The sequence below is a fragment of the Sorangium sp. So ce327 genome (assembly GCF_051530205.1).
GTDB lineage: Bacteria > Myxococcota_A > Polyangia > Polyangiales > Polyangiaceae > Sorangium > Sorangium cellulosum_B.
Genome location: NZ_CP150330.1, coordinates 12,280,193 through 12,302,399, shown reverse-complemented (window position 1 = coordinate 12,302,399; position 22,207 = coordinate 12,280,193). Strand labels below are relative to the sequence as shown.

General features: G+C 71.9%; 13 protein-coding genes and 1 pseudogene. 6 read left to right on the top strand and 8 right to left on the bottom strand.

The features are described 5' to 3' along the window. Positions 1–221: 221 nt before the first annotated feature. The 7 genes from WME95_RS46120 to WME95_RS46090 form a co-directional block, all read right to left on the bottom strand. On the bottom strand, positions 222–3,599 hold the full coding sequence (locus WME95_RS46120; RefSeq protein WP_437905554.1) for a protein kinase domain-containing protein: 3,378 nt from the start codon (positions 3,597–3,599) through the stop codon (positions 222–224). Positions 3,600–3,666: 67 nt separating this feature from the next. Beyond that, a complete protein-coding gene (locus WME95_RS46115; protein WP_437905553.1) occupies positions 3,667–7,341 on the bottom strand; it encodes an FIST N-terminal domain-containing protein in 3,675 nt (1,224 codons plus the stop codon). 119 nt (positions 7,342–7,460) lie between these two features. Continuing rightward, the gene (locus tag WME95_RS46110) at positions 7,461–8,738 is read right to left on the bottom strand and encodes a PP2C family protein-serine/threonine phosphatase (RefSeq protein WP_437905552.1); all 1,278 of its coding nucleotides are present in this window, start codon (positions 8,736–8,738) and stop codon (positions 7,461–7,463) included. A 57-nt stretch (positions 8,739–8,795) separates the two neighbouring features. Next, a complete protein-coding gene (locus WME95_RS46105) occupies positions 8,796–9,818 on the bottom strand; it encodes a hypothetical protein (RefSeq protein WP_437905551.1) in 1,023 nt (340 codons plus the stop codon). Between the two features lie 235 nt (positions 9,819–10,053). Further along, entirely contained in the window at positions 10,054–10,917 is an 864-nt protein-coding gene (locus tag WME95_RS46100) for a hypothetical protein (protein WP_437905550.1), read from the bottom strand. A gap of 410 nt (positions 10,918–11,327) precedes the next feature. After that, positions 11,328–12,419 carry a PEGA domain-containing protein gene (locus WME95_RS46095; RefSeq protein WP_437905549.1) on the bottom strand — a complete coding sequence of 364 codons (1,092 nt, stop codon included), beginning with the start codon at positions 12,417–12,419 and terminating at the stop codon, positions 11,328–11,330. 416 nt (positions 12,420–12,835) lie between these two features. After that, positions 12,836–13,129 (bottom strand): hypothetical protein, encoded by a 294-nt coding sequence (locus tag WME95_RS46090; RefSeq protein ID WP_437905548.1) that lies wholly within the window; start codon positions 13,127–13,129, stop codon positions 12,836–12,838. Positions 13,130–13,416: 287 nt separating this feature from the next. On the opposite strand from WME95_RS46090, the gene WME95_RS46085 reads away from it, so the two are divergent. From WME95_RS46085 to WME95_RS46060, 6 genes and pseudogenes are all read left to right on the top strand, one after another. After that, positions 13,417–14,313, top strand: a complete 897-nt coding sequence (locus WME95_RS46085; RefSeq protein ID WP_437905547.1) for a hypothetical protein — start codon at positions 13,417–13,419, stop codon at positions 14,311–14,313. A gap of 295 nt (positions 14,314–14,608) precedes the next feature. Continuing rightward, positions 14,609–15,070 carry a hypothetical protein gene (locus tag WME95_RS46080; protein WP_437905546.1) on the top strand — a complete coding sequence of 154 codons (462 nt, stop codon included), beginning with the start codon at positions 14,609–14,611 and terminating at the stop codon, positions 15,068–15,070. Positions 15,071–15,611: 541 nt separating this feature from the next. Next, complete coding sequence (locus WME95_RS46075; RefSeq protein WP_437905545.1) at positions 15,612–16,496, top strand: hypothetical protein; 885 nt, start codon at positions 15,612–15,614, stop codon at positions 16,494–16,496. 365 nt (positions 16,497–16,861) lie between these two features. Continuing rightward, a pseudogene (locus tag WME95_RS46070) lies at positions 16,862–17,218 on the top strand (hypothetical protein); the annotation flags it as partial. Between the two features lie 539 nt (positions 17,219–17,757). Further along, positions 17,758–18,645, top strand: coding sequence for a hypothetical protein (locus WME95_RS46065; RefSeq protein WP_437905544.1), 888 nt, complete (start codon positions 17,758–17,760; stop codon positions 18,643–18,645). 484 nt (positions 18,646–19,129) lie between these two features. After that, positions 19,130–20,026: a hypothetical protein gene (locus tag WME95_RS46060; RefSeq protein WP_437905543.1), complete on the top strand. Its 897-nt coding sequence runs from the start codon at positions 19,130–19,132 to the stop codon at positions 20,024–20,026. Positions 20,027–20,109: 83 nt separating this feature from the next. On the opposite strand, the gene WME95_RS46055 is transcribed toward WME95_RS46060, so the two are convergent. Next, positions 20,110–22,203 carry a hypothetical protein gene (locus WME95_RS46055; RefSeq protein WP_437905542.1) on the bottom strand — a complete coding sequence of 698 codons (2,094 nt, stop codon included), beginning with the start codon at positions 22,201–22,203 and terminating at the stop codon, positions 20,110–20,112. Between the last annotated feature and the right edge of the window lie 4 nt (positions 22,204–22,207).

Sequence of the window (22,207 nt, the reverse complement as noted above, 5' to 3'; positions counted from 1 at the left end):
CGACCGAGAGCGCCGCGCCGCGGCAGCCAGCATAGCGCAGCCGATCGCCGGCCGGACAGCCGATGCCGAGGAAGCGACGCGCACCTGGCCCTCTGCGCCCTCTGCGCCCTCAGCCGGCCGGCGCGACGTTCGCGCGCCGGCGCCGCGTGATGTCGCGGACGCCCTCACGCGCGCCGCGGCGCTCGCGGGGAGCGCGCCACGACGGCGCGGCCCGCCCTGGCTCAGCCCCCTTCCCGCGCCCCGCTCGGCCTCTTGATCGCGATCGTCCGCCGCGCGCCGCCCGCCTCGAGCGTGAGCTCGAGGGTGGCGCCCTCCTGTGCGCTCGGCAGCGCATGACGCATCGCTTCAAAGCTGACGAGCGGCCGGCCGTTGATCGCGACCACCGCGTCGCCGACGCGGACGCCCGCGGCCGCGGCGGGGCCGCGGTCTTCCACGGCGACCACGACGGCGTCTCCGCTCGTCTTCAGGGCGCCTTCGAGCAGCGGGAAGAGGGGGGCCACGGTCAGCCCGAGCGCGCTGACCGTCCTCCGGTAGCTCTGCACGGCGGCGTCGAAGCTCTCCTTGCGCATGCGGTAGCGCGCGACGGCCGCCACCGCGCCGTCGCGCTCCTGGAAGCGCGCGTCGACGCGCTCGGGGGTGGCGAACGCGCCGACCTGCTTCAGGTAGCGGCTCGCCTCGGCCTCCGCCATGCCGGCGCGGCGCGCGCCGCCGCCGTGCGCCTGGATGAAGCCGTACGCCTGCGACCCCGCGAGCGCCGGCACGACGTTGCTCGCGAGCCGGGAGATCGCGTCGGCGCGCGCGACCGCGAGCGCCGCCTCCCGGCTGGGGCCCGAGCCCTCGCCGACCACGAAGATCGCGTCGCCCTCGGCGGTGAACGGCCGGTCCATCCAGGGAGGGCTCTCCTCGGCCGGCGGCGCCGCGCGCCACCCCGAGCTCGGCGCGGGCGGCGGGTCCGCCCCGGCGGCGGTGCGCGGGCGTCCCCGGCTCTGGTAGGCGAAGGCCACGGCGAGGACGAGCAGCGCTCCCGCCGCGAACGCCGCGAGCACCCCGCGCGAGCTGGAGCCGCCGGCCGCCGAGACGGCCGTGGCCGGCGGAGACGCCCCCGCCGGCGCCGCTACGCCCGCGGGCGCCGCTGCCGGCGCCGCTGCGCCTGCGGGCGCCGCTGCCCCTGCGCCCGCCCCCGCCAGCGCCGCTGCGCCTGCGGGCGCCGCTGCCCCTGCGCCCGCCCCCGCCGTCGTCACGTGCCCCCCCGCGGCAGAGCGCTTCGTCGCCGGCTCGGGCGCTCCGGCGAGCGTGGGCGCCGGCTCCGGCGCGGCGCCGAGGCGCTTCAGCGCCGGCCGGAGCCACGGGAACGCGAGCGGCGCGTTGCACCGCTTGCACGGCACGTACGGCTCCCGGTCCTCGCGGGCGGCGTGCGCGGCCTCCTTCACGTCGAGCAGCGTCTGCCGGGGCGCGTTGCACCGCTCGCAGGTGCCCTCGACGATCGCCGAGACCACCTCCGCTCGCAGCGGGGGGCTCTCGGCGGCGAGGTGCTCGAGCAGCACCACGGGACAGCCCTCGATCTGGATCGACGTCACCTCGCCGCCCAGCGCGCGGAGCGACAGCGCGAGCGCCCTCGCGCCCTCGGACGTCACCCCCGCCGCGCCCGCGAGATCGAGCACCAGCGCCCCCTCGATCCCGTCGAGCGCGCGCTTCCACCGGACGTGCGCGTCGAGCTTGCAGCGCACGCGGATGCGCGTCCCGCGCTCGTCGACCGTCTTCTCGATCGCCTCGTGGGTCCCCGCGTCGAGCCGCGCGAGCTCGTCGAGCGCGGCCCGCACGTCCTCCGGCAGATCGATCCCCGCGTGGATCGCCGCGAACGCGAAGTAGCTCTCGGCGTCGTCGTCGAACACCGCCGCCGCGCCGCAGCGCGGGCAGGGGCTCGCGGGCGGCTCGTGCGTCCTGACGAGGTGCGCGTCCCTGTCGCAGTCGAACAGCCGATCGAAGGCGGCGCCGCAGCGCTCGCACCGGTACGGGCCGTAGAACGACACGACGCGCCCGTCCCCGAAGAAGCGGCGGATCATGCTGATCTGGTTCACGATCGGCTCGGTGCAGCGGCCGATGTAGATCTCGGACGCGCTCCGCGACACCTCGGCCAGCATCGCCATCCACTCGCGCACGCCGAACGACGTGACCCGCTGCACCCCGCCCAGATCGAAGAGCACGCGGCCGGAGATGCCGCGCGCGACCGCGTGGCCCTGGAGCTCCTCGGTCATCCGCCCCGACAGCGAGACGATCAGCAGGCTGCCCAGCCTCCGCTTGGTCACCGTGAGGGCCCGCGGCCCGGGCCCGTGCGCCCCCTCCGCGCCCTCCACGCCGGGGCCGGCGTCCGCGAGCGACAGCGCGGGGAGCCTCCTGGAGCGCGGCGGCGTGTCCAGATCCCCCGCGGCGTCGGGCCGCGACGCCGCGAAGAGCGGCGCGGACAGCTTCGTGGCGACCGCGCCGGGGCGGCCGGTCTCGGCGGCCTGCGGCGCCGCGCCCACGGCGTCGAGCGCGCCCGCGAAGGAGTCCTCGTTCTGGTTCGCCTCCTGCTTCTCGACGATGTGCGATTCGAGGTCCGCCCCCGAGGCGAGCGAGCCCCGCCACACCTCCACGCGCTGGCCGAACAGCTCCGACATGAACGACGACAGGGCGAGCGCCGAGGTGGCGAGCCGCTCCTCCCGGGCGAACGCCTCGAGGTCGATCTGGAGATCCCTCGCTGTCGCGTACCGCTTCTCCCGATCCCGCTCCAGGCACTTGAGCAGGATGCGCTCCAGCCCCGGCGGGTAGTCGGCGCAGACCTCGCTCGGCGGCAGCACGGGGTCCTCCACGATCGCCCGCATCAGCTCGAACTCGGTGGCGCCGCGCCGGAACATCCGGCTCCCCGTCGACATCTCGTAGAGCAGCAGGCCGACCGAGTAGATGTCGCTCCGGCGATCGAGGTGCTCGCTCGTGCACTGCTCGGGCGACATGTACGGGACCTTGCCCTTGAGCGCGCCGTCGCGCGTCTCGTTGACGCGGTTCGCCGCCTTCGCGATCCCGAAGTCGAGGATCTTCACGGCCCCGTCGTAGGTGACGATCACGTTGTGCGGCGACACGTCGCGGTGGACGATGTCGAGCGGCTTGCCGTCGAAGCCGACCTTCTCGTGCGCGTAGTGGAGCCCGGCCGCGACGCCCGCCGCGATGGTGATCGCGTGCTCGATCGGCATCCGCCGGTTCGCCGACCGGAGCGCCTTCCGGACGGTCCTGAGATCCTCGCCGTGGAGGTACTCCATCGCGATGACCGGCACGCCGTCGACGTCCTCGATGTCGTACATCTGGACGAGGTTCGGGTGGTCGAGGGTGGCGGCGATGCGCGCCTCGTCGAGGAACATCCGCACGAACTCGGGGCTGTCGACGAGGTGCGGGAGGATGCGCTTGACCACGCAGATCTTCCTCACGCCCGAGATGCCCGCGACGGAGGCCACCCAGATCTCGGCCATGCCGCCCATGCCGATCCTCTTGATCAGGCTGTACCTGCCGAGCGTGGTGGGGTGGCGCGAGCCGGCGCTCATGGGGCCGGCGGCGTGGCGCTCGGTCATTCGACCGCCTCCATCGCGCGGGCCGGCGGCGTCACTTCTCCAGGAGCGCGGCGGGCGGTCATGGTGCTCATCGAGGGCCTTCGGCCTGGGATTTCGCGAAGCTCACGCTGCGGCGCTCACCGCGCGACTCGATCTGGAGGGTCATCGTACCACCGGCCGGCGCGCGCGCCCACGCGTCCGCCGCGGCCTTCCCGAAGATCTCGACCGAATGGACGGGGCGATCGTTGACCGAGAGCACGACGTCCCCCGCGACGACCCCTGGATCCGCGCCGCGCCGCGGGCGCTCCGCCGCGACGACGACGAGCTCGCCGGAGGTGCGTACCCGCGCCTCGAGCTGCGGGAAGAAGCGCGCCACGGTGAGCCCCTGGAACGTGGCGGTCTGGCGGTAGAGCTCCGCGGCCGCGTCGAAGCTCTGCCGGGACAGCCTGTACCGCGCGAAGGCGAGCACGCCGTCGCCTTCCCGCCGCACGACGGCGTCCACGCGCTCGGGCGTCGCGAACGCGCCGGCCTGCGCGAGGAAGCGCCCGGCGATGCGCTCGACGACCTCCGCGCGCTGCGCCGCCCCGGCATCGGCCGGCGGCTGCGCGACGAGGAGCTCGGCCGCGGGAGAGCCCGCGAGCTCGGCGGCGAGGCCGGACGTGAGGCGCTCGATCGCGCCGTTGCGCGCCGCCGCGAGCGCGCCCGACTCGCTGGCCGCGGGGCCGCCGCGCCCGACGACGAGCACGCTCTCGCCCTCGATCACGAACGGCCGCTCCACCCACGCGGGCGGGAGGTCGTCCATGACCGACCAGCCCGCCGTACCGGGGCCGCTCGCGGGCGGCCCCGGCGCGCGCGCCTCGCCCGCGGGTGCTGCCGAGGCCGCAGGGGCCGAGGCCGCTGGCGCCGCCGAGGCCGCGGGCGCTGCCGAAGCAGCGGGCGCCGAGGCCGCTGGCGCCGCGGCGGGGCCGACGCCGCCGCGCCACACCGCGAAGCCGGCGGCCGCGAGCGCCACCCCGCCGAGCAGCGCGAGGAACGCCGCGTTGCCGCCCGCGCCGCGCTGCTGCGGCGCTGCGGCGCCCGCGCCGTGCTGCTGCGCCTCGGGCGCCGCGGCCGGCTGCTGCTGCGAGATCGCCGCAGGCAGGGCGGGCGGCGGCGGGACCGAGGGGACGCGCGCCGCGTGGGCGCCGAGGACGTAGAGCAGCGAGCGAGAGCCGTCGAAGGCGAGCGGCGTGTTGCAGCGCTTGCAGGTGACGCTCGGGTCCTGGCCGCCGCGGAGCAGGGGGGCGTGCCGATCGACCTCGACGAGCACCGCCCGGGTCGCGCTGCAGGACGCGCAGCGGCCCTCGATGACCGCGGACTCGATCCGCGCGAGCTCGGGCCACGAGGGGCCCGCCGTGCGCTCGGCGAGCAGCCGGGGACAGCCCTCGATGCGGATCGCCTCGACGGCGCCGTCGAGCTTTCGGAGCGCCGACTCGAAGCGCGCCGCGCCGTCGGCGGTGACGGAGGGGACGTTGCTCAGGTCGAAGACGACCTGGCCCTCGAGGCCGTCGATGATGCGGCTCCAGCGGATCGTCGCGGTCAGCTTGCTGCCCACCTTGAAGCGGGTGACGCGCCCCTCGACGGACTTCTCCACCACGTCGCCGACGGCGGGCTCGTCGGCCCGCTCGAGCTCGAGGAGGATCTCGCGCACCTCCTTCGGGATCGCGCCGACGCCGTGCTGGGCGACGAACCCGAAATACGTCTCCGCGTCGTCGTCGAAGGCGCCGGCGCCTTCGCAGCGGGGGCACACCGCGTCGGGCGGCTTGCCCTCGGCGAGCGAGGCCGCGTCGTGGGCGCAGTCGACGAGGCGCTCGAACTGGGCGCCGCACGACTCGCAGCAGTACGGGGCATAGAACGAGACGACCCGCCCGTTGCCGGCGAACCGCCGGATCATGCTGAGCTGGTTGATGACCGGCTCGGAGCAGCGCGCGAGGTAGAGGGCACGGAGGCGCGGCTGGGCCGCGTGGATCATCTGGAGCCACTCGCGGACGCCGAACGACGTGATCCGCTCGACGCCGGCGAGGTCGAGCAGGACCTTGCCCTCGAGCTCCCGCGCGAGCGCCGCCCCCTTGAACGCCTCGGTCATGCGCCCGGCGAGCCGGACGACGAGCACGTCGCCGATCGTGCGCCGATCGAACGCGAGGCTGTCGAGGCGCCCGGCGGCGCCGGCGGGCGGCACGCTCCGCGTCGGCGCGGCGCGGTGCGCCCAGGCGGCGGGCGGCGGCCGGTCCACGGTGGTGGGGCTGTGCCCCGACGAGACCGGCCCCGAGGCGGGCTCGGCGCTGTGCGGGCGCGACGCCCTGCGGCCGTTCGGCGGCGGCACGCGGATGGTCGGCCGCGGCTCCTCGCCCTCCGGCCCCGGGGACAGCGGCGACGGCCCGGGCGTCGCGCCCGACGCCGACGCCGGCGCGTCGAAGGCGGTCTCGGACGTGAAGGTCGAGTCCGACGCGATCTCGAGCTCCTCGAACTCCGCCATCCCGCCGGCCGGCTGCGCGACGACGCGCGCCGCCACGGCCGGCGCCCGCTTCGCGGCGCGCGGCCTTCGCTCCCGCGGGCCTTCGCTCCTGGCGAGCGGCGTGGGCGCCTCGGAGAGGACGGTGAGGGTCATGGTCTGGTTGTGCAGGTCGCAGTGGCCGGTCGCGTACGGCGAGATCTCCCCGTACGAGTAGAACCCTGTCACCTGCGTGCCCTTCGGCAGCACGTCCGCCACCGCCTCGACCTCTTCCTCGGTCCGGTCGCCCAGCACGATCCGGCGCCCCACGCAGCTGATCGCGATCGCCAGCGCGCTGTCCCCGCCCGCCCTTCCCGCCTCGCTCGCCGCCCTCGCCGCCTGCTCCGCGCCCCCGATCAGCCGCTCGAAGTCCGCCTTCATCAGCTGCACCAAGTGCCCTCTCGGCACGTCCCCCGCGAACGTCAGCGACTGCGCGTCGTGGTCCACCGCCAGCACCGTCCGCACGAGCGCCTTCTCGTCCTGCGCCGTCGCGCGCAACGCCAGCGGGAACAGGAGCGCCGACGCCGGCAGCTCCGCCGCCTTGTCCCCGAGGTACTCCTTGTAAAGCGAGAGCGCCGGGCGGCCGTCGACCTCGTAGAGCACGTTGCCCTCCGAGCGGGTCACCACGCGCTCCGGCCCGAACTTGTCCCAGCCCCCCTTCGACCCGTGCTGGATCACCACGTGGTCGCCGTACAGCCCCACGGCGGCCACGAGGCCGCTGCGCACCACGTCCCCCGCGCACACCCACGTCCGCTTGAACTGCGTTCCGTCCCCGGACAGGCCCCCGGTCACCACCACCGACTCCGGCAGCACCGCGTTCAGCCCGCGCACGAGCTGGCTGCCGTTCACCCCGAGCCCCTCCGACAGCACGAGCACCCCGCGCAGCCCCGGCCGCTCCAGCTTGCGCGCCAGCGCCTGCCCCGCGGCGAACGACGCGGACGCGCTCGCCACCTCCACCTGCGCCGTCGCCAGCGTCGTCCGCTCGAACCGCGCGACCGCCACCGTCAGCGTCCCGTCGCGCACCGACGTGCCCGCGATCTCCCCCGCGCTCGAGCACCCCACCACGTGCGACCGCGGGTACGCCCGCCGCAGCTCGCGGATCGCCCCGGGATCGTCGAGGAGCTCCGGCGCCCCGAACGCCAGCACCAGCGTCCGCTCGCTGTCGAGCACCGGCAGCACCCGCACGGACCACTTCTTGGTGTCCCGATCGTAGTGGAAGGTCTCGAGGATCATGGAGCTCCGCGCTCTCAGGCTACAGCACGCGGGCGACGGCGGGCGCCGGGACGTGACGGGGCAGGCGCCATGATGCGGCGGTCGAGCTCGCTCGTACCCCCTGGCCCTCTACAAAATCCTCACGACACGCGGGCCACGACGAGCGTCACGTCGTCGTCGAGGGCGCGCTCGCCGCGGAACCTCGACACCGCCTCGACGATCGCGTCCCTCGCCTCCTCGGGCGGGCAGGCGGCCACGCTCTGGAAGAGCGATCGCAGCCGCTTCTCGCTGAACTGCTCGCTCGACTCGTTCTCGCACTCGGTCACGCCGTCGGTGAACCAGAGGAGCGCGTCGCCGCCCTCCAGGGCGATGGTGCTCGACGTGTACTCGGCCGAGCTCGCCGCCCCGAGCGGCTCGCCCTGCGCGGCGAGCTGCCGGATCGCGTTGTTCCTGACCAGGTAGGGGAACGGGTGCCCGGCGTTCGCGAGGGTCATCGAGCCGGCGCCGGGGTCGAAGATGCACGCCGCGCACGTCATCAGGAACTTCTGCTGCCCCGCCTCGAAGATCGAGCAGTTCATGACCCGCAGCAGCTGCGCCGGGCTGATCGCCTCGCGCGCGAACGTGCGCACGACGTCGCAGGCGGCCTTCGCCGCCCCCGTGATGATGGCGGACGAGATGCCGTGCCCTGTCACGTCGCCGACGACGGTGAGCAGCCTGCCGTCCGGCAGATCGTGGAACGTCCACCAGTCGCCGCCGCACTCCGCCGCGGGCTGGAAGTGGCTGGCGAGCCGCAGGGAGGGCCGCTCGATGACGTCCTCGCTCGGCACGAGCATCTGCTGGACGGCGCGCGCGACCTCGAGCTGCTTCTTCAGCGACGCCTTCTCCGCCGTGTCGTGGAGCAGCTGCACCAGCCGGTCCCCGAGCGCGACCAGCTGCACGCGGACCTCGTTGATGGCCTCGTCCGAGCCGCTCGCGCCTGCGGCGTCCTGGGTCGCGCTGCCAGGCGCGGCCTGGGTCGCGCCGCCGGGCGCCGCGCCGCTCAGGGAGAAGAGCTCGCCGAGCTTCGACGCGAAGCGCCGCTTGGCCGTGGAGATCGTCGAGCCGACCTCGATCGGCCGCGACGGCTCGACTTGCGAGCTCGCGGCGTCGTGGAAGATCGTCAGCGCGTCCCCGATGGCCACGACGACGCTGCGCAGGCGGTCCCGCTCGGCCAGGAGCTGCCGGTGCAGCGCGCCCATCTCGTTCGTGGAGAGGTCAAGCGAGCGGGTGAGCAGGCTCCGATCGTCGGCGACGTGGCGGTAGTGCTCGCTGATGCGCGCGACCACCTTGTGCCAGGTCTCCTTGTCGGGCGGCGCGTCGAGGTCCTCGAGCCCGAGGCGCCTGAGCTGCCGCGCGAGGAGCGGATCGATCTCAGCCATGGCGCCCGCCTCGGCCGGCTCGCCGTCCTCTCGCGCCGCGCGCGGCGAGCGCGGGCGTCACCACCCGGTCCGCTCCAGCGTCTCGATCGCGGGCGTGGAGCGCTCGAAGAAGTGGAGGGACGCCGGGAGCGAGCGGAACTCGCGCGGGTTGACGTCGAGGTCCCAGAAGGACGTGACCATGGTCGAGGCCATGGGCGAGACGTCGACGACGAGCACGGCGCCGGCCGCGTAGATCTTGAGCATGCCGAGCCCGGCGCCGCCGCGCGACGTGTCGAGCACGGGGGCGCTCGTCGAGTCGGCGCCGCGGGCGCTCAGGCCGCGGGTGATGCCCTCGAAGACGTGGTGTCGCCGGAGGCCGCCGAACGGATCGTGGGCCTGGAGGGCGAGGTACGCGCCGTCGGTGCCGAGGCGCAGGGTGGGGATCTCGTTCTCCTCGAGCACGAGGTCGCGCCGCCTGTCGTGCGCGTAGCGGGGCCGGCCGCGGCGGTCGACGGGCGCGTCGTACATCGCGTTCATGAGCAGCTCGTGCGCGAGCGAGGCGATCCGCTCGGCGACCCGCGCGGGGGCGCCGGAGCGCTCGGCCCAGTGCGCGACCTCGGCGACGGTGCGGTCGCGGTCGTCGCTCGTGCGGGGGCGCCATTTCACGATGGTGGCGCCCCAGGAGAGCAGGTCGGAGAGCCGAGGCGGCAGGGCGAGCGGCTTGAGGATGCGGCGGACGGCGAGGGCGATCTCCCAGGGCCGCGGCATGGAGGCGAAGCTCGGCCAGCCGACGATGCTGGAGAGGCGGGGCTCCTTCAGGGCGGCGTGGAGGATCGCGTCGGTGCTGCCCGAGGTCCACACGAGCAGGTGCATGCTCGGGTATCGCTCGGCCACCCACTCGAGCGCGAGGTCGAGATCGGCGGCGTCGCAGCCGAGCAGGAGGGGTCGCTCGGACAGCCGGGCGCGCAGCTCGGCGGGATCGCTGGCGACGGGGACGTCCTGCAGGCCGGAAGCCGCGGACATCGCGCGGGCGATGCGCTGGCCGACGACGCGGTTCCGCTCGAGGACGGCGATCGTCGCTTTGGGAGGAGAGGCGCTCAAGGGCTCACCGCGGGTTATCCCCCTGGGCAGCCGCTGCCCGGGGGTGGACACGGCCCATTACATCACAGCGCGCGTCCGAGAGGTGCCGTGAAGACGCCGAGCCGCCGCGTGGGCGTGGAGGCGCGGGGCACGCTCGCCCCCGCCGGCGACCGCACATGCGGAGGCGGCGGCGCCGCCGAGCGCCGGAACGGGCCCTGGCCCTGTACGGCATCGACCCGTCAAGCCGCCGTGCCGGTCACCGGACGCACTGAGACCAGGCCGTCTTGTTGTTGACGGTGTGCTGCTCCCAGTCGAGCGTCGTTGGATTGTACTCGAGCCAGGCGCCATCGGTCCAGTTGTTCGACGTGAAGGGCCCGCCCAGCCCTGTCATCCCGCACGCCACCCCGCCGACCGAATTGCTCGCCAGAGGATCGATGCGATGGTTGTTGCCGGCGAGCCACTGCCATGCACCGTAGTTTTGCGGCACGTCGACGCAGATGGCCTTCACCGTGGCCGTCACCGGGGTATCCACGCCCGTGGTGCTGACGCCCTCGAGGAACCATTCGCCCGAGGCATCCTTGCGCACCCTCGCGTAGTCCGTGATCCAGTTGTTGAACCTGAACGCGCCGTTGCTGATCACCTGCGTGAGGAAGCACCGCCGTGACGACGTGCCGAATCCCATGCTCGTCGGCAGGCCCTCCCCCGGTCCCCAGGTCCAGGTGTATTGACCCGTCCTGTTCTCTGCCGTGTTGACGCACACGGCGTTGGCGCCCAGGTTCTGGCCGCTGGCGGCATCGACCTCGAGGATCCAGTCGCCGCCGGACCGCTGTACGCGCACCGCGGCCTGAGAGCTGGCCCCGAGCTTGCCCCAGACGCCTGCGAGGAAGCACGTCCGGTCGACGTCCGTCCCCAGGTTGAGATCGCAGCTCCCGCCGCATCCCCAGCTGTGCCCCGACCAGCCGATCGCCGCCTGGGCCTCCCCGACGGGCTCGTCCAGGGTCCCGTCGCCCTCATCGCCCATCTCGCTCACGCAGCCCAGCGCCAGGGGAGCGACGATCAGCGCCAGCGCCGAGCCGAGATGAGCGCTCCAGGGCTTGTTCAGCAGCGGATTCGATCTCATGGGAGGAGCTCCTTGGCAGAGGGGAAGTGAATCGATTTCAAGTTCAGGACAACACTACGACCTCTATCGTTTTCAACGATGGTTTGTCAACATGGTTAACTTTCGAGCAGCGCCTCCTCTGCGACATGAAGCATGAAGGAGGAGATCAGGAGTCGTTGGCGCCGACGGAGCGCGCGACGACGGAGCGCGCGACGACGGAGCGCGCGACGACGGAGCGCGCGACGACGGAGCGCGCGACGACGGAGCGCGCGACGACTGCCAGATCTGCACATTGGCACCCACATGACGTGACCGGCAAAGCCTGCCGGGCTACGGGGCTGCGTGCTGTCACGGAGATGGATCGTCGCGGGCGTCCGCGGGGGATACCCCGCCGGCCGCGTCGACGGTGATCCCCTTCATGGGTGGCGGACTCACCACGCCCCGAGCGCCACAACGCCGATCTGCTGGGCCGTCGTCACCGGCAAGACATGGAGGGCGGCCGGCGCCGCCTTCGCTCGCGGGGACGAGGAGCCCGCGAAGAAGGACACAACGGTCGCGGCGCCAACGACAACCCCCGTCGCGACAAGGGCGGCCCCGAGGGTGCGGGACGTGTCGCGCTGGACGCGCAAGCGGTGGAGCTCGGGGCATGCGGAGGGCTGCGGCACCTGGCTGCACGCGTCCGAGGTCCATGCTGGATCGCGGTTGAGGCCGTCGCCGCGCTCATCGATGTCTCCATCGAGGACGTTCGCCCGGAGCATGAAGACAGTCCCCGAGGAGATGGCGGCGGTCGTGACGGCAAGCCCCGCGATCCGCAGTGTTCCCGGCCACGACGCCCAGGGCCCCGGCGGGGCCGCGGCCGGCGCGACCGGTCCGCGCTTCGCCGCGCTCGGCTCGGGGGCGGGCGGGGGCGGCGGGGCCACGCGCGAGAGCGTCAGCGTCGCGCCGACCGTCGCCCCGCCGGCGATCTCGACCCGATGAGAGAGCTCCTCGTATCCCGGCAGGCGGGCCCGGAGCGTGTGTTTCCCCGGATCGACGAACAGCTCGAGGACCGTGGCTCCCGTGCCGATCGGCTCGTCGTCCAGGAGGACCTCGGCGTCGGGCGGGGCGGCAGCCACGTAGATCCTTCCGACGTGCTCCAGCGCCTTGTTGAACCCGGCCGTGAACCGGCGGACGAGCGGCTCCTTCAGGGCGGCGCCGTGTTCGAGGCTCTCCCCCAGGTGCTCGGCGGCCTCCCGGTGCTTGCCCTGCTCCAGCTCGGAGAGCCCGAGATACCCGAGGACCTCGGCCAGCTGCGCCTCGGTCATCCCGGCGGCGTCGGGCGCCGCCAGGGCGGCCTCGAAGCGCGCCTCGGCGTCCGCCCACCGCCGCCCGAAGAAGGCGATCCGCGCCTGCTGGCGCAGCGCCGCGGCCGCCGGCGGCGAGCCCCCGGGCGGCGGCGCCCCGCGCGAGGGCCCCGTGGCGCTGATCAACGCGCCGAGAAGGCAGCACCGCAACAGGACCGACCGCAAGCGCAAGCGCGTCATGGATAGCCAACCTTATCAACGGCATCGCCAGCCCGGCAACGGCACGCGCCGGGGCCGCGGCGCGCGTTGGCACGACGATTTTAACGTCGTCTCTGGAATGCAAGCGACCGAGGCCCCGGCGTGCCGTCGTCCCCTCGCACGCACGGCAAGGGCGCTCCGGACGAGCGGCCGCGCCCCGGAAGCCTGAGCGCCCGGCGGCGGGGGTCGGTTCTGCGGCGCTTCGTCGACAGGCTCGACGACAGACGCCGCGCGGTCTTCATCGAGCCTCGCTGTCCCAGGCCCAACGCCGGTCCAGCACAGTGAGGCAGAGGGGTAGATTCGACCCCTACTCGCCTTCTTCGATCAGCACCGAGCACGAGTCTATCGGTCTGGCGAGCCATCTCATCGCCAGTCCGATCGGCCGCATCCGTCAACGGTCACGAGAGCACTTCGATGGCCGTCGTCGCCCCAAGGACGTTATCGATCCAGCGGTCGAGGGTCGCCATGTCCGTGCATGCCTGGACGCGCGCTCTCTCGCTCTCGCTGAGCACGATCCCGGCCCGCGCGAGCAACCGAAGCAGGGTGTCCCTCTTGCCTTCGAGCCTCCCTTCGAGCTTGCCTCCACGCATGCCCTTGAGCTCGCCCTCACGGAGGCCCTCGAGCTTGCCGCGATCGATGAGCTTCTGCACGAACGGCGGCAACGTCGCCTCGCCTTCGATCTGCCGTTCCATGACCCCTCCAGGCGGTGGCCCATGCGCCAGCCCACCTCTCCGCGCTCGCCTCCCTGGGCCCCGCAGGCAATGGCTTGATTCCGCTCGTGTATCCGAGGGCCCTCACGTGCAGCCGGCCGGTGCCCTGACCGTCGGGAGCCCCCTCGGGTCACATGGCGTGACGACCTCAAGGCGCTCCCCGGAATTCATGAGTGGGACGACGCTGCTCGGCTCCTGCAAGCTCAACCGCATGAGCCTGGCGCGCCACGCAAATCCAGCATGATTGCAACCACTCGTGAGACCACTCCATGCCCTCTGTGACCCATGAAGCCCTGGTGGAGCTGTTCAAGAACCGGCCGACACTGGCCGCCGAGATGCTGCATGACGCGCTCGGCCATCCGGTCCCGACCTTCACGGAGGCGCGCGTCGAGTCCTCCGATTTCACCGAGATCGTGCCCTCCGACCGCCGCGCGGATGTCGTCGTGGTGCTGCTGGTCGGCGAACAGCAGCAGCCCGCGATGGCCATCGTGGTCGAGGTCCAGCTCGGCGTTGACCCGGACAAGCCCTACGTCTGGCCCGTGTATGTCACCCAGACGCGCGCCCGGCACCGCTGCCCAACCGGGCTGCTGGTCGTGACGATCGACGCGGCGATGGCGCGCTGGAGCGCGCGGCCGATCGACACCGGCCACCCTGGCTGGACGCTGACGCCGCTGGTGCTCGGGCCCCAGGGCGTCCCGGTCGTCACCGACGCCGAGCAGGCAAAGGCGGCGCCCGAGGTGGCCGTGCTCTCGGCCATGGCGCACGGACAGAGCGAGGCGGCGGAGGCGATCGGCGAGGCATTCTTCGCGGCGGCGGCCGGGCTCGATGAGGAGCGCCGGGCCGTCTACGGGGATCTGGTGCTATCCTCGCTGAATGCAGCGGCGAGGCGGAAGTTGGAGGCGATGATGAAGGCCGGATACCAGTTTCAGAGCGAATTCGCGCGCAGCTACGTAGCGAAGGGCCGGCAGGAAGGCCGGAAGGAGGGAATCCTCGAAGCCAAGGCGCACGACGTGCTCGCCTTCCTCGAGGCCCGCGGGCTGGAGGTCCCCGCCGAGGTGCGGGAACGCGTCCTCGCGAGCACCGACCTCGACGAGCTGGACCGCTGGATCCGCCGCGCCGCCGTAATCAGCGACGCCCAGGAGCTCCTCGCCACGACCGGCTCCTGAACCGACGCCCCGGGCCCCAGGAGCAGCCGAGCGCGCTGCTCCTATCGCCAGGCGGCGATGCAGGGTGCCCCCTACCCTCCCGACTTCTCCGCGCTCGCTTCCCCGAGCACCGGCGGCAACGCCATCAGCCCCGGGCGCGGCCGATACCCCGGCGTCTGGGACGACAGGATCGGGATCGTCTCGCTTTTCAGAACGAAAACACACCGCTCTTGCCATGTCGTCCGAGTGAAGGCGCCGGGAGTCCAAGCCGGAGCTGAATCGGAGGGCCGGCTACGCAAGAGCCACACCGGACGCCATGTCCGAGGCATCGGTACGGCGTTGGCGACCGTCGCCCGAGGTGGCCGTGCTCTCCGCAATGGCGCACGGAAAGAGCGAGGCGGCCGAAGCCATCGGCACGGCCTTTTTTTCGGGGGCGGCGGAGGGGCTCGATGAGGAGCGCCGGGCCGTCTACGGGGACCTGATGCCATCCTCGCTGAACGCAGCGGCGAGGCGGAGGTTGGAGGCGATGATGAAGAGCGGTTACGAATTTCAGAGCGAATTCGCGCGCGGCTACGTAGCGAAGGGTCGGCAGGAGGGAATCGTCGAAGCCAAGGCGCAGGCGGTGCTCGCCTTCCTCGAGGCCCGCGGGCTGGAGGTCTCCGTCGAGGTGCGGGAACGCGTCCTCGCAAGCACCGACCTCGACGAGCTGGACCGCTGGATCCGCCGCGCCGCCGTGATCAGCGACGCCACGGAGCTCCTCGCCACGACCGACTCCTGAGAACGCCCTGGCCCCAGGAGCGGACAAGCGCGCTGCTCCTGTCGCCTGAAGGCGACGGCAGGTGGCCCATGCGCCAGGCTGCCTCTCCGCGCTCGGCTCCTTCAGCGCCAGAGGTAACGCCGGCGGCCCCGGACGTGACGGTACCCGGGCTTCCGGTACGACAGGTTCGGAGTCGCTTCGGTTTTCGGAACGAAAATCCACGGCTCTCGCCATGTCGTCCGAGTAGAGGCGCCGGGGATCGATCCCGGAGCTGACTCGGAGGGCCAGCCGCGCACGAAACACGGAGCCCCCCTGCTTGAGGCCTTGGAACGGCGTCGACGCCCATCGAGGGCTTGATCCCGCTCGTTTGCCCGAGAGCCCTCTCGTGGAGCCCCGTGCTCTGACCGCCGCCGCACCCGCGGGTCACACGGCGTGATGACCTCACGGCGCCACCCGGAATTCATGAGTGGGAGGACGCTGCTCAACTCCTGTGGGACCGACCGCATGAGCCCGGCACGTCACGCAAGTCCATTATGACTGTAACCACTCGAGAGATTCTCCGATGCCCTCAGTGACGCATGAAGCCCTGGTGGAGCTGTTCAAGAACCGCCCGACGCTGGCCGCCGAGATGCTGCACGACGCGCTCGGCCATCCGGTCCCGACCTTCACGGAGGCGCGCGTCGAGTCCTCCGATTTCACCGAGCTCGTGCCCTCCGACCGCCGAGCCGATGTCGTCGTCGTGCTCCTGGTCGGCGAGCAGCAGCAGCCCGCGATGGCGATCGTGGTCGAGGTCCAGCTCGGGGTGGACACGGACAAGCCCTACGTCTGGCCCGTGTACGTCACCCAGACGCGCGCCCGGCACCGCTGCCCGACCCGGCTGCTGGTCGTGACCATCAACGCGGCGATGGCGCGGTGGAGCGCGCGGCCGATCGACACGGGCCACCCTGGCTGGACGCTGACGCCGCTGGTGCTCGGGCCCCAGGGCGTCCCGGTCGTCACCGACGCCGAGCAGGCAAAGGCGGCGCCCGAGGTGGCCGTGCTCTCGGCCATGGCGCACGGACAGAGCGAGGCGGCGGAGGCGATCGGCGAGGCATTCTTCGCGGCGGCGGCCGCGCTCGATGAGGAGCGCCGGGCCGTCTACGGGGATCTGGTGCTATCCTCGCTGAACGCAGCGGCGAGGCGGAGGTTGGAGGCGATGATGAAGAGCGGTTACCAGTTTCAGAGCGAATTCGCGCGCAGCTACGTGGCGAAGGGCCGGCAGGAAGGGATCCTCGAAGCCAAGGCGCACGACGTGCTCGCCGTCCTCGAGGCCCGCGGGCTCGAGGTCCCCGTCGAGGTGAGGGCCCACGTCCTCGCGAGCACCGACCTCGACGAGCTGGACCGCTGGATCCGTCGTGCCGTGATCATCAGCGACGCCCGGGACCTCCTCGCCACGACCGGCTCCTGAGGGCGCCCGGCCTCCAGGAGCGGGCGAAGCTGAATCGGACGTCCAGCTGCGCAAACGCCGCAGCGGACGCCATCTCCGAAGCATCGGTGCGGTGTTGGCGACCGTCGAGGGCTTGATTCCGATCGTGCGCCCGAGCGCCCTCGCGTTCAGCCCCGTGCCGTGACCGTCGGCGCACACGTGGGTCACACGGTGTGATGACCTCACGGAGCTGCCCGGAAGTCATGAGTGGGAGGGCGCTGCTCGGCCCCTGCGGGATGGACCGCATGAGCCTTGTGCGCCGCGCAAATCCAGCATGATTGCAGCCACTCGTGAGACCAACCAATGCCCTCAGTGACCCGTGAAGCTCTGGTGGAGCTGTTGACGAGCTCGATGAGGAGCGCCGGGCCGTCTACGGGGATCTGGTGCTATCCTCACTGAACGCAGCGGCGAGGCGGAAGTTGGAGGCGATGATGAAGAGCGGTTACGAATTTCAGAGCGAGTTCGCGCGCAGCTACGTGGCAAAAGGCGTGGAGAAGGGCCGGGAGCAGGGGCGGCTGGAGGGGATCGTCGAAGCCAAGGCGCAGGCGGTGCTCGCCTTCCTCGAGGCCCGCGGGCTCGAGGTCCCCGCCGAGGTGCGAGAGCGTGTCCTCGCGAGCACCGACCTCGACGAGCTGGACCGCTGGATCCGCCGCGCCGTGCTCATCGGCGACGCCCGGGAGCTCCTCGCCACGACCGACTCCTGAGAGCCCCCCAGGAGCGGACAAGCGCGCTGCTTCTGTCCTGGCAGGCGATGGCAGGCCGGCCGGACACCATCCTACGTCTCCGCCCTCGCCTCCTTCAGCGCCGGCGGCAGTGGCGGTAGCCACGGACGCGAGCGATACCCGGGCTTCCGGTACGACACGATCGGGATCGTCTCGCTTTTCAGAACGAAAACGCACCGCTCTTGCCATGTCGTCCGAGTGAGCGCGCCGGGTGTCCAAGCCGGAGCTGAATCGGAGGGCCAGCTACGCAAGAGCCACACCGGACGCCATGTCCGAGGCCTCGGTACGGCGTTGGCGACCGTCGAGGGCTTGATTCCGCTCGTGCGCCGAGCGCCGTCCCCTCTCGTTCAGCCCCGTGCCATGACCGTTGGGGGCGACGCGGGTCACATGGCGTGATGACCCCGAGCAGCTCTCCGGAATTCATGAGTGGGAGGGCGCTGCTCGGCCCCTGCGGGCTTCACCGCATGAGCCTGGCGCGCCGCCAAATCCAGCATGATTGCAACCACTCGTGAGACCACTCCATGCCCTCAGTGACCCATGAAGCCCTGGTGGAGCTCTTCAAGAACCGGCCGACGCTGGCCGCCGAGATGCTGCACGACGCGCTCGGCCATCCGGTCCCGACCTTCACGGAGGCGCGCGTCGAGTCCTCCGATTTCACCGAGATCGTGCCCTCCGATCGCCGGGCGGATGTCGTCGTCGTGCTCCTGGTCGGCGAGCAGCAGCAGCCCGCCATGGCCATCGTCGTCGAGGTCCAGCTCGGCGTGGACCCGGACAAGCCCTACGTCTGGCCCGTGTACGTCACCCAGACGCGCGCACGGCACCGCTGCCCGACCGGGCTGCTGGTCGTGACGATCGACGCGGCGATGGCGCGCTGGAGCGCGCGGCCGATCGACACCGGCCACCCTGGCTGGACGCTGACGCCGCTGGTGCTCGGGCCCCAGGGCGTTCCGGTCGTCACCGACGCCGAGCAGGCGAAGGCGGCGCCCGAGGTCGCCGTGCTCTCCGCGATGGCGCACGGACAGAGCGAGGCGGCCGAAGCCATCGGTGTGGCCTTTTTTTCGGGGGCGGCGGAGGGGCTCGATGAGGAGCACCGGGCCGTCTACGGGGATCTGGTGCTATCCTCGCTGAACGCAGCGGCGAGGCGGAAGTTGGAGGCGATGATGAAGAGCGGTTACCAGTTTCAGAGCGAATTCGCGCGCGGCTACGTAGCGAAAGGTCGGCAGGAGGGAAGCCTCGAAGCCAAGGCGCAGGCCGTGCTCGCCATCCTCGAGGCCCGGGGGCTGGAGGTCCCCGCCGAGGTGCGGGAACGCGTCCTCGCAAGCACTGACCTCGACGAGCTGGACCGCTGGATCCGCCGTGCCGCGACCATCGGCGACGCCCGGGAGCTCCTCGCCACGACCGACTCCTGACAGCGCCCCAGGAGCGGACAAGCGCGCTGCTTCTGTCCTGGCAGGCGATGGCAGCCCGGCCGGGCACCATCCTACTTCTCCGCCTTCACCGCCTTCAGCGCCGGCGACAGTGGCGGTAGCTTTTCAGAACGAAAACACACCGCTCTTGCCATGTCGTCCGAGTGAAGGCGCCGGGAGTCCAAGCCGGAGCTGAATCGGAGGGCCAGCTACGCAAGAGCCACACCGGACGCCATGTCCGAGGCCTCGGTACGGCGTTGGCGACCGTCGAGGGCTTGATTCCGCTCGTGCGCCCGAGCGCCCTCCCTCTCGTTCAGCTGCGTGCCATGACCGCCGGCGCACACGCGGGTCACATGGCGTGATGACCTCACGGAGCTGCCCGGAATTCATGAGTGGGAGGACGCCGCTCGGCCCACGCGGGACCACCGCATGAGCCTGGCGCGCCACGCATATCCAGCATGATTGCAACCACTCGTGAGACCACTCCATGCCCTCTGTGACCCATGAAGCCTTGGTGGAGCTGTTCAAGAACCGGCCGACGCTCGCCGCCGAGATGCTGCACGACGCGCTCGGCCATCCGGTCCCGACCTTCACGGAGGCGCGCGTCGAGTCCTCCGATTTCACCGAGATCGTGCCCTCCGACCGCCGCGCGGACGTCGTCGTCGGGCTGCTGGTCGGCGAGCAGCAGCGGCCCGCGATGGCCATCGTCGTCGAGGTCCAGCTCGGCGTGGACCCGGACAAGCCCTACGTCTGGCCGGTGTACGTCACCCAGACGCGCGCCCGGCACCGCTGCCCGACCCGGCTGCTGGTCGTGACGATCGGCGCGGCGATGGCGCGGTGGAGCGCGCGGCCGATCGATACGGGTCATCCCGGATGGACGCTGACGCCGCTGGTGCTCGGGCCCCAGCGCGTCCCGGTCGTCACCGACGCCGAGCAGGCGAAGGCGGCGCCCGAGGTCGCCGTGCTCTCGGCCATGGCGCACGGACAGAGCGAGGCGGCGGAGGCGATCGGCGAGGCGTTCTTCGCGGCGGCGCCTGGGCTCGATGAGGAGCGCCGGGCCGTCTACGGGGATCTGGTGCTATCCTCGCTGAACGCAGCGGCGAGGCGGAAGTTGGAGGCGATGATGAAGAGCGGTTACCAATTTCAGAGCGAGTTCGCGCGCAGCTACGTGGCGAAGGGGCGAGAAGAAGGGATGCGCGAGGGCACCCTGAAGACCAAGGCGCGCGACGTGCTCGCCTTCCTCGAGGCCCGCGGGCTGGAGGTCCCCGCCGAGGTGCGGGAACGCGTCCTCGCGAGCACCGACATCGACGAGCTGGACCGCTGGATCCGCCGCGCCGCCGTGATCAGCGACGCCCAGGAGCTCCTCGCCACGACCGGCTCCTGAACCAACGCCCCGGACCCCAGGAGCAGCCGAGCGCGCCGCCCCTCTCGCCAGACGGCGATGCAGGGTGTCCCCTGCACGCCACCCTACTTCTCCGCGCTCGCTTCCTTGAGCGGCGGCGGCAGCGCCGGCAGCCCCGGGCGCGGACGATACCCCGGCTTGCGATACGACAGGATCGGGATCGCCTCGTTCTTGTACGGCGCGCGCTCCCCCGGCTTCGGGCACTGATCTCGCACCCAGTACACGTCGTACGCCACGATCTCGTCCTCCGGCCGCCCGGTCCGCTCATGGTACCTGAGCAGGTAGTCCTGGAGGCCCGGCTTGCGAAATGCCTTGTTCCGATCGAGCCGGATCCGGTTGAAATAGTCCTGCTGGATCTGCCCGAGCCCCAGCCCCCGCGCGTCGGAGAGGTTCAGATCCGGCGGGAGCCCGGTGAACGGATCCACATGCCGGCCGTCGACCGTGATCGCGTCCACGCTGATCGACCCGTCCTCCGTGATCGGGTTCGGCGCGAACATCCCCCACCCCTGGAGGATGCGCGGATACACGATCGTCGCCTGCACGAACTTCGGCTGAGTGTGCTTGAGGAACGCCGGTACGCTCTTGTTCTCGTTGATGGCCTGGCTCACCGCGCAGAGCCCGAGGTACGCGACAAGCGCCTCCCGCGCGATCGTCTTTCCACGGGCGAAGCGCTCCGCGAGCGGCGACGGGCTCTCCGCCACGTACGCTGCCTTCCCGCGCGGCGCCCGATCCAGCCCGAAATACCGCGCGATCCCGTCGCGCCGCCTCGAGGCGACCCCGAGCAGCGCGCCCGGCGCGCCGAGGGCCAGCGCCCAGACGAACGGCCAGGCAAAGCGACCTCCGGGGAGCGCCTGCACGATCTCGCGCAGCGCCGCCGCACCGCGGAACACCCGCCCATCCGCCGGGTCGCTCCCGTCGCGCACCTCGAAGAGCTCCGGCCGGGGCTCCCCTCCCCCGGCCGCCTCCGCGCCGCCCGCCGGGACAGCGCGCGCCTCCTCGAACCGGAGCAGCTCCAGCGCATCGAGCCGGACAAGGAACCGCATGAGCGCGAACGCGAGCGGTGAATCGCCGTCATAAACGACGACCCGGGGCTCCGCGCGGCGGCGATACCAGCGCGCGAGCGCGTCCCAGTGCTGCGCCGTCGGCAGCAGGAACGACCAGGCGATCATGAACCACGAGAACGGGCCGAGGCGCATCATCACCCCGAACGTCCCGTGCAGGGCCCACATCCCCCCCATCGCGAGCGCCCGCGTGAAGCGGCGGCCATAGGGCGAGAGGATCCACGTGATGAGCAGCGCCTCGAGCACCAGCACGCCCCAGGTGAGCCCCTTCATCGCCCAGAAAGGGATGAGCTCCCGCGCGAGGACGGCGAGCCCGGTCACCATGCGATCGAGGTGCAAGACGTAATGCACCGTCTCGCCGCGACGCCAGATCTGGCCCGACTTGTTGACGACGTTGAAATAATAGATGGTCGCCAGGTTCAGGATCGCGAGGAGCACGATCCCCGAGACGTACGGCCGCTCGGCCCACTCGGGGCGCCTCCGATCCGCGAGATCGGCGGCCGTCCGCTCCCGCCGCTCGCGGTACGAGCGGATCAGCGCGTCGACGGAGAAGCGCCTGCCGGTCGGCATGAACATGGCCCAGCAGGTGATGATGTTCACGACGACATAGCCGCCGTTCTCGATCATGACGATCCGGTTGTCCCTGCTCACCACGAGCACGAACGACAGGATCGAGAACAGCCGCGTGTTCCATCCGACGAAGTAGCAGAGGAAGCAGAAGAGCGAGAGCGCGAACGCGACGTGGACCTCTGCTGTCGACGAGAACGCGTGATACAGGCTGAAGTTGTATCCGCTGCTCGGATGGAAGAGGTGATAGTGGTTGGTGAGCACCCCGTCGTTGCTGTAGATCCAGCTCGCCTCGGCCCAGTGGCGCACGCAGTCGGCCGAGAGGAGGAAGCCGAGCACCAGCCTGAACAGGCCGAGCGTGCGGACGTCGATGGTGCAGTAACGCTCCTTGATCCAGCGCCCCACGCGCCGGAGGCGCCCCTCGGCCGGACGCTTTGGAGCCCGGCCCTCGGGCGCAGGCGGCGCGCCCTCACCGCTTCCGAGCGCCGCGTCGGGTTCCGCGGCGCTCGGGTCCTCGTCAGGCCGACCCATCCGA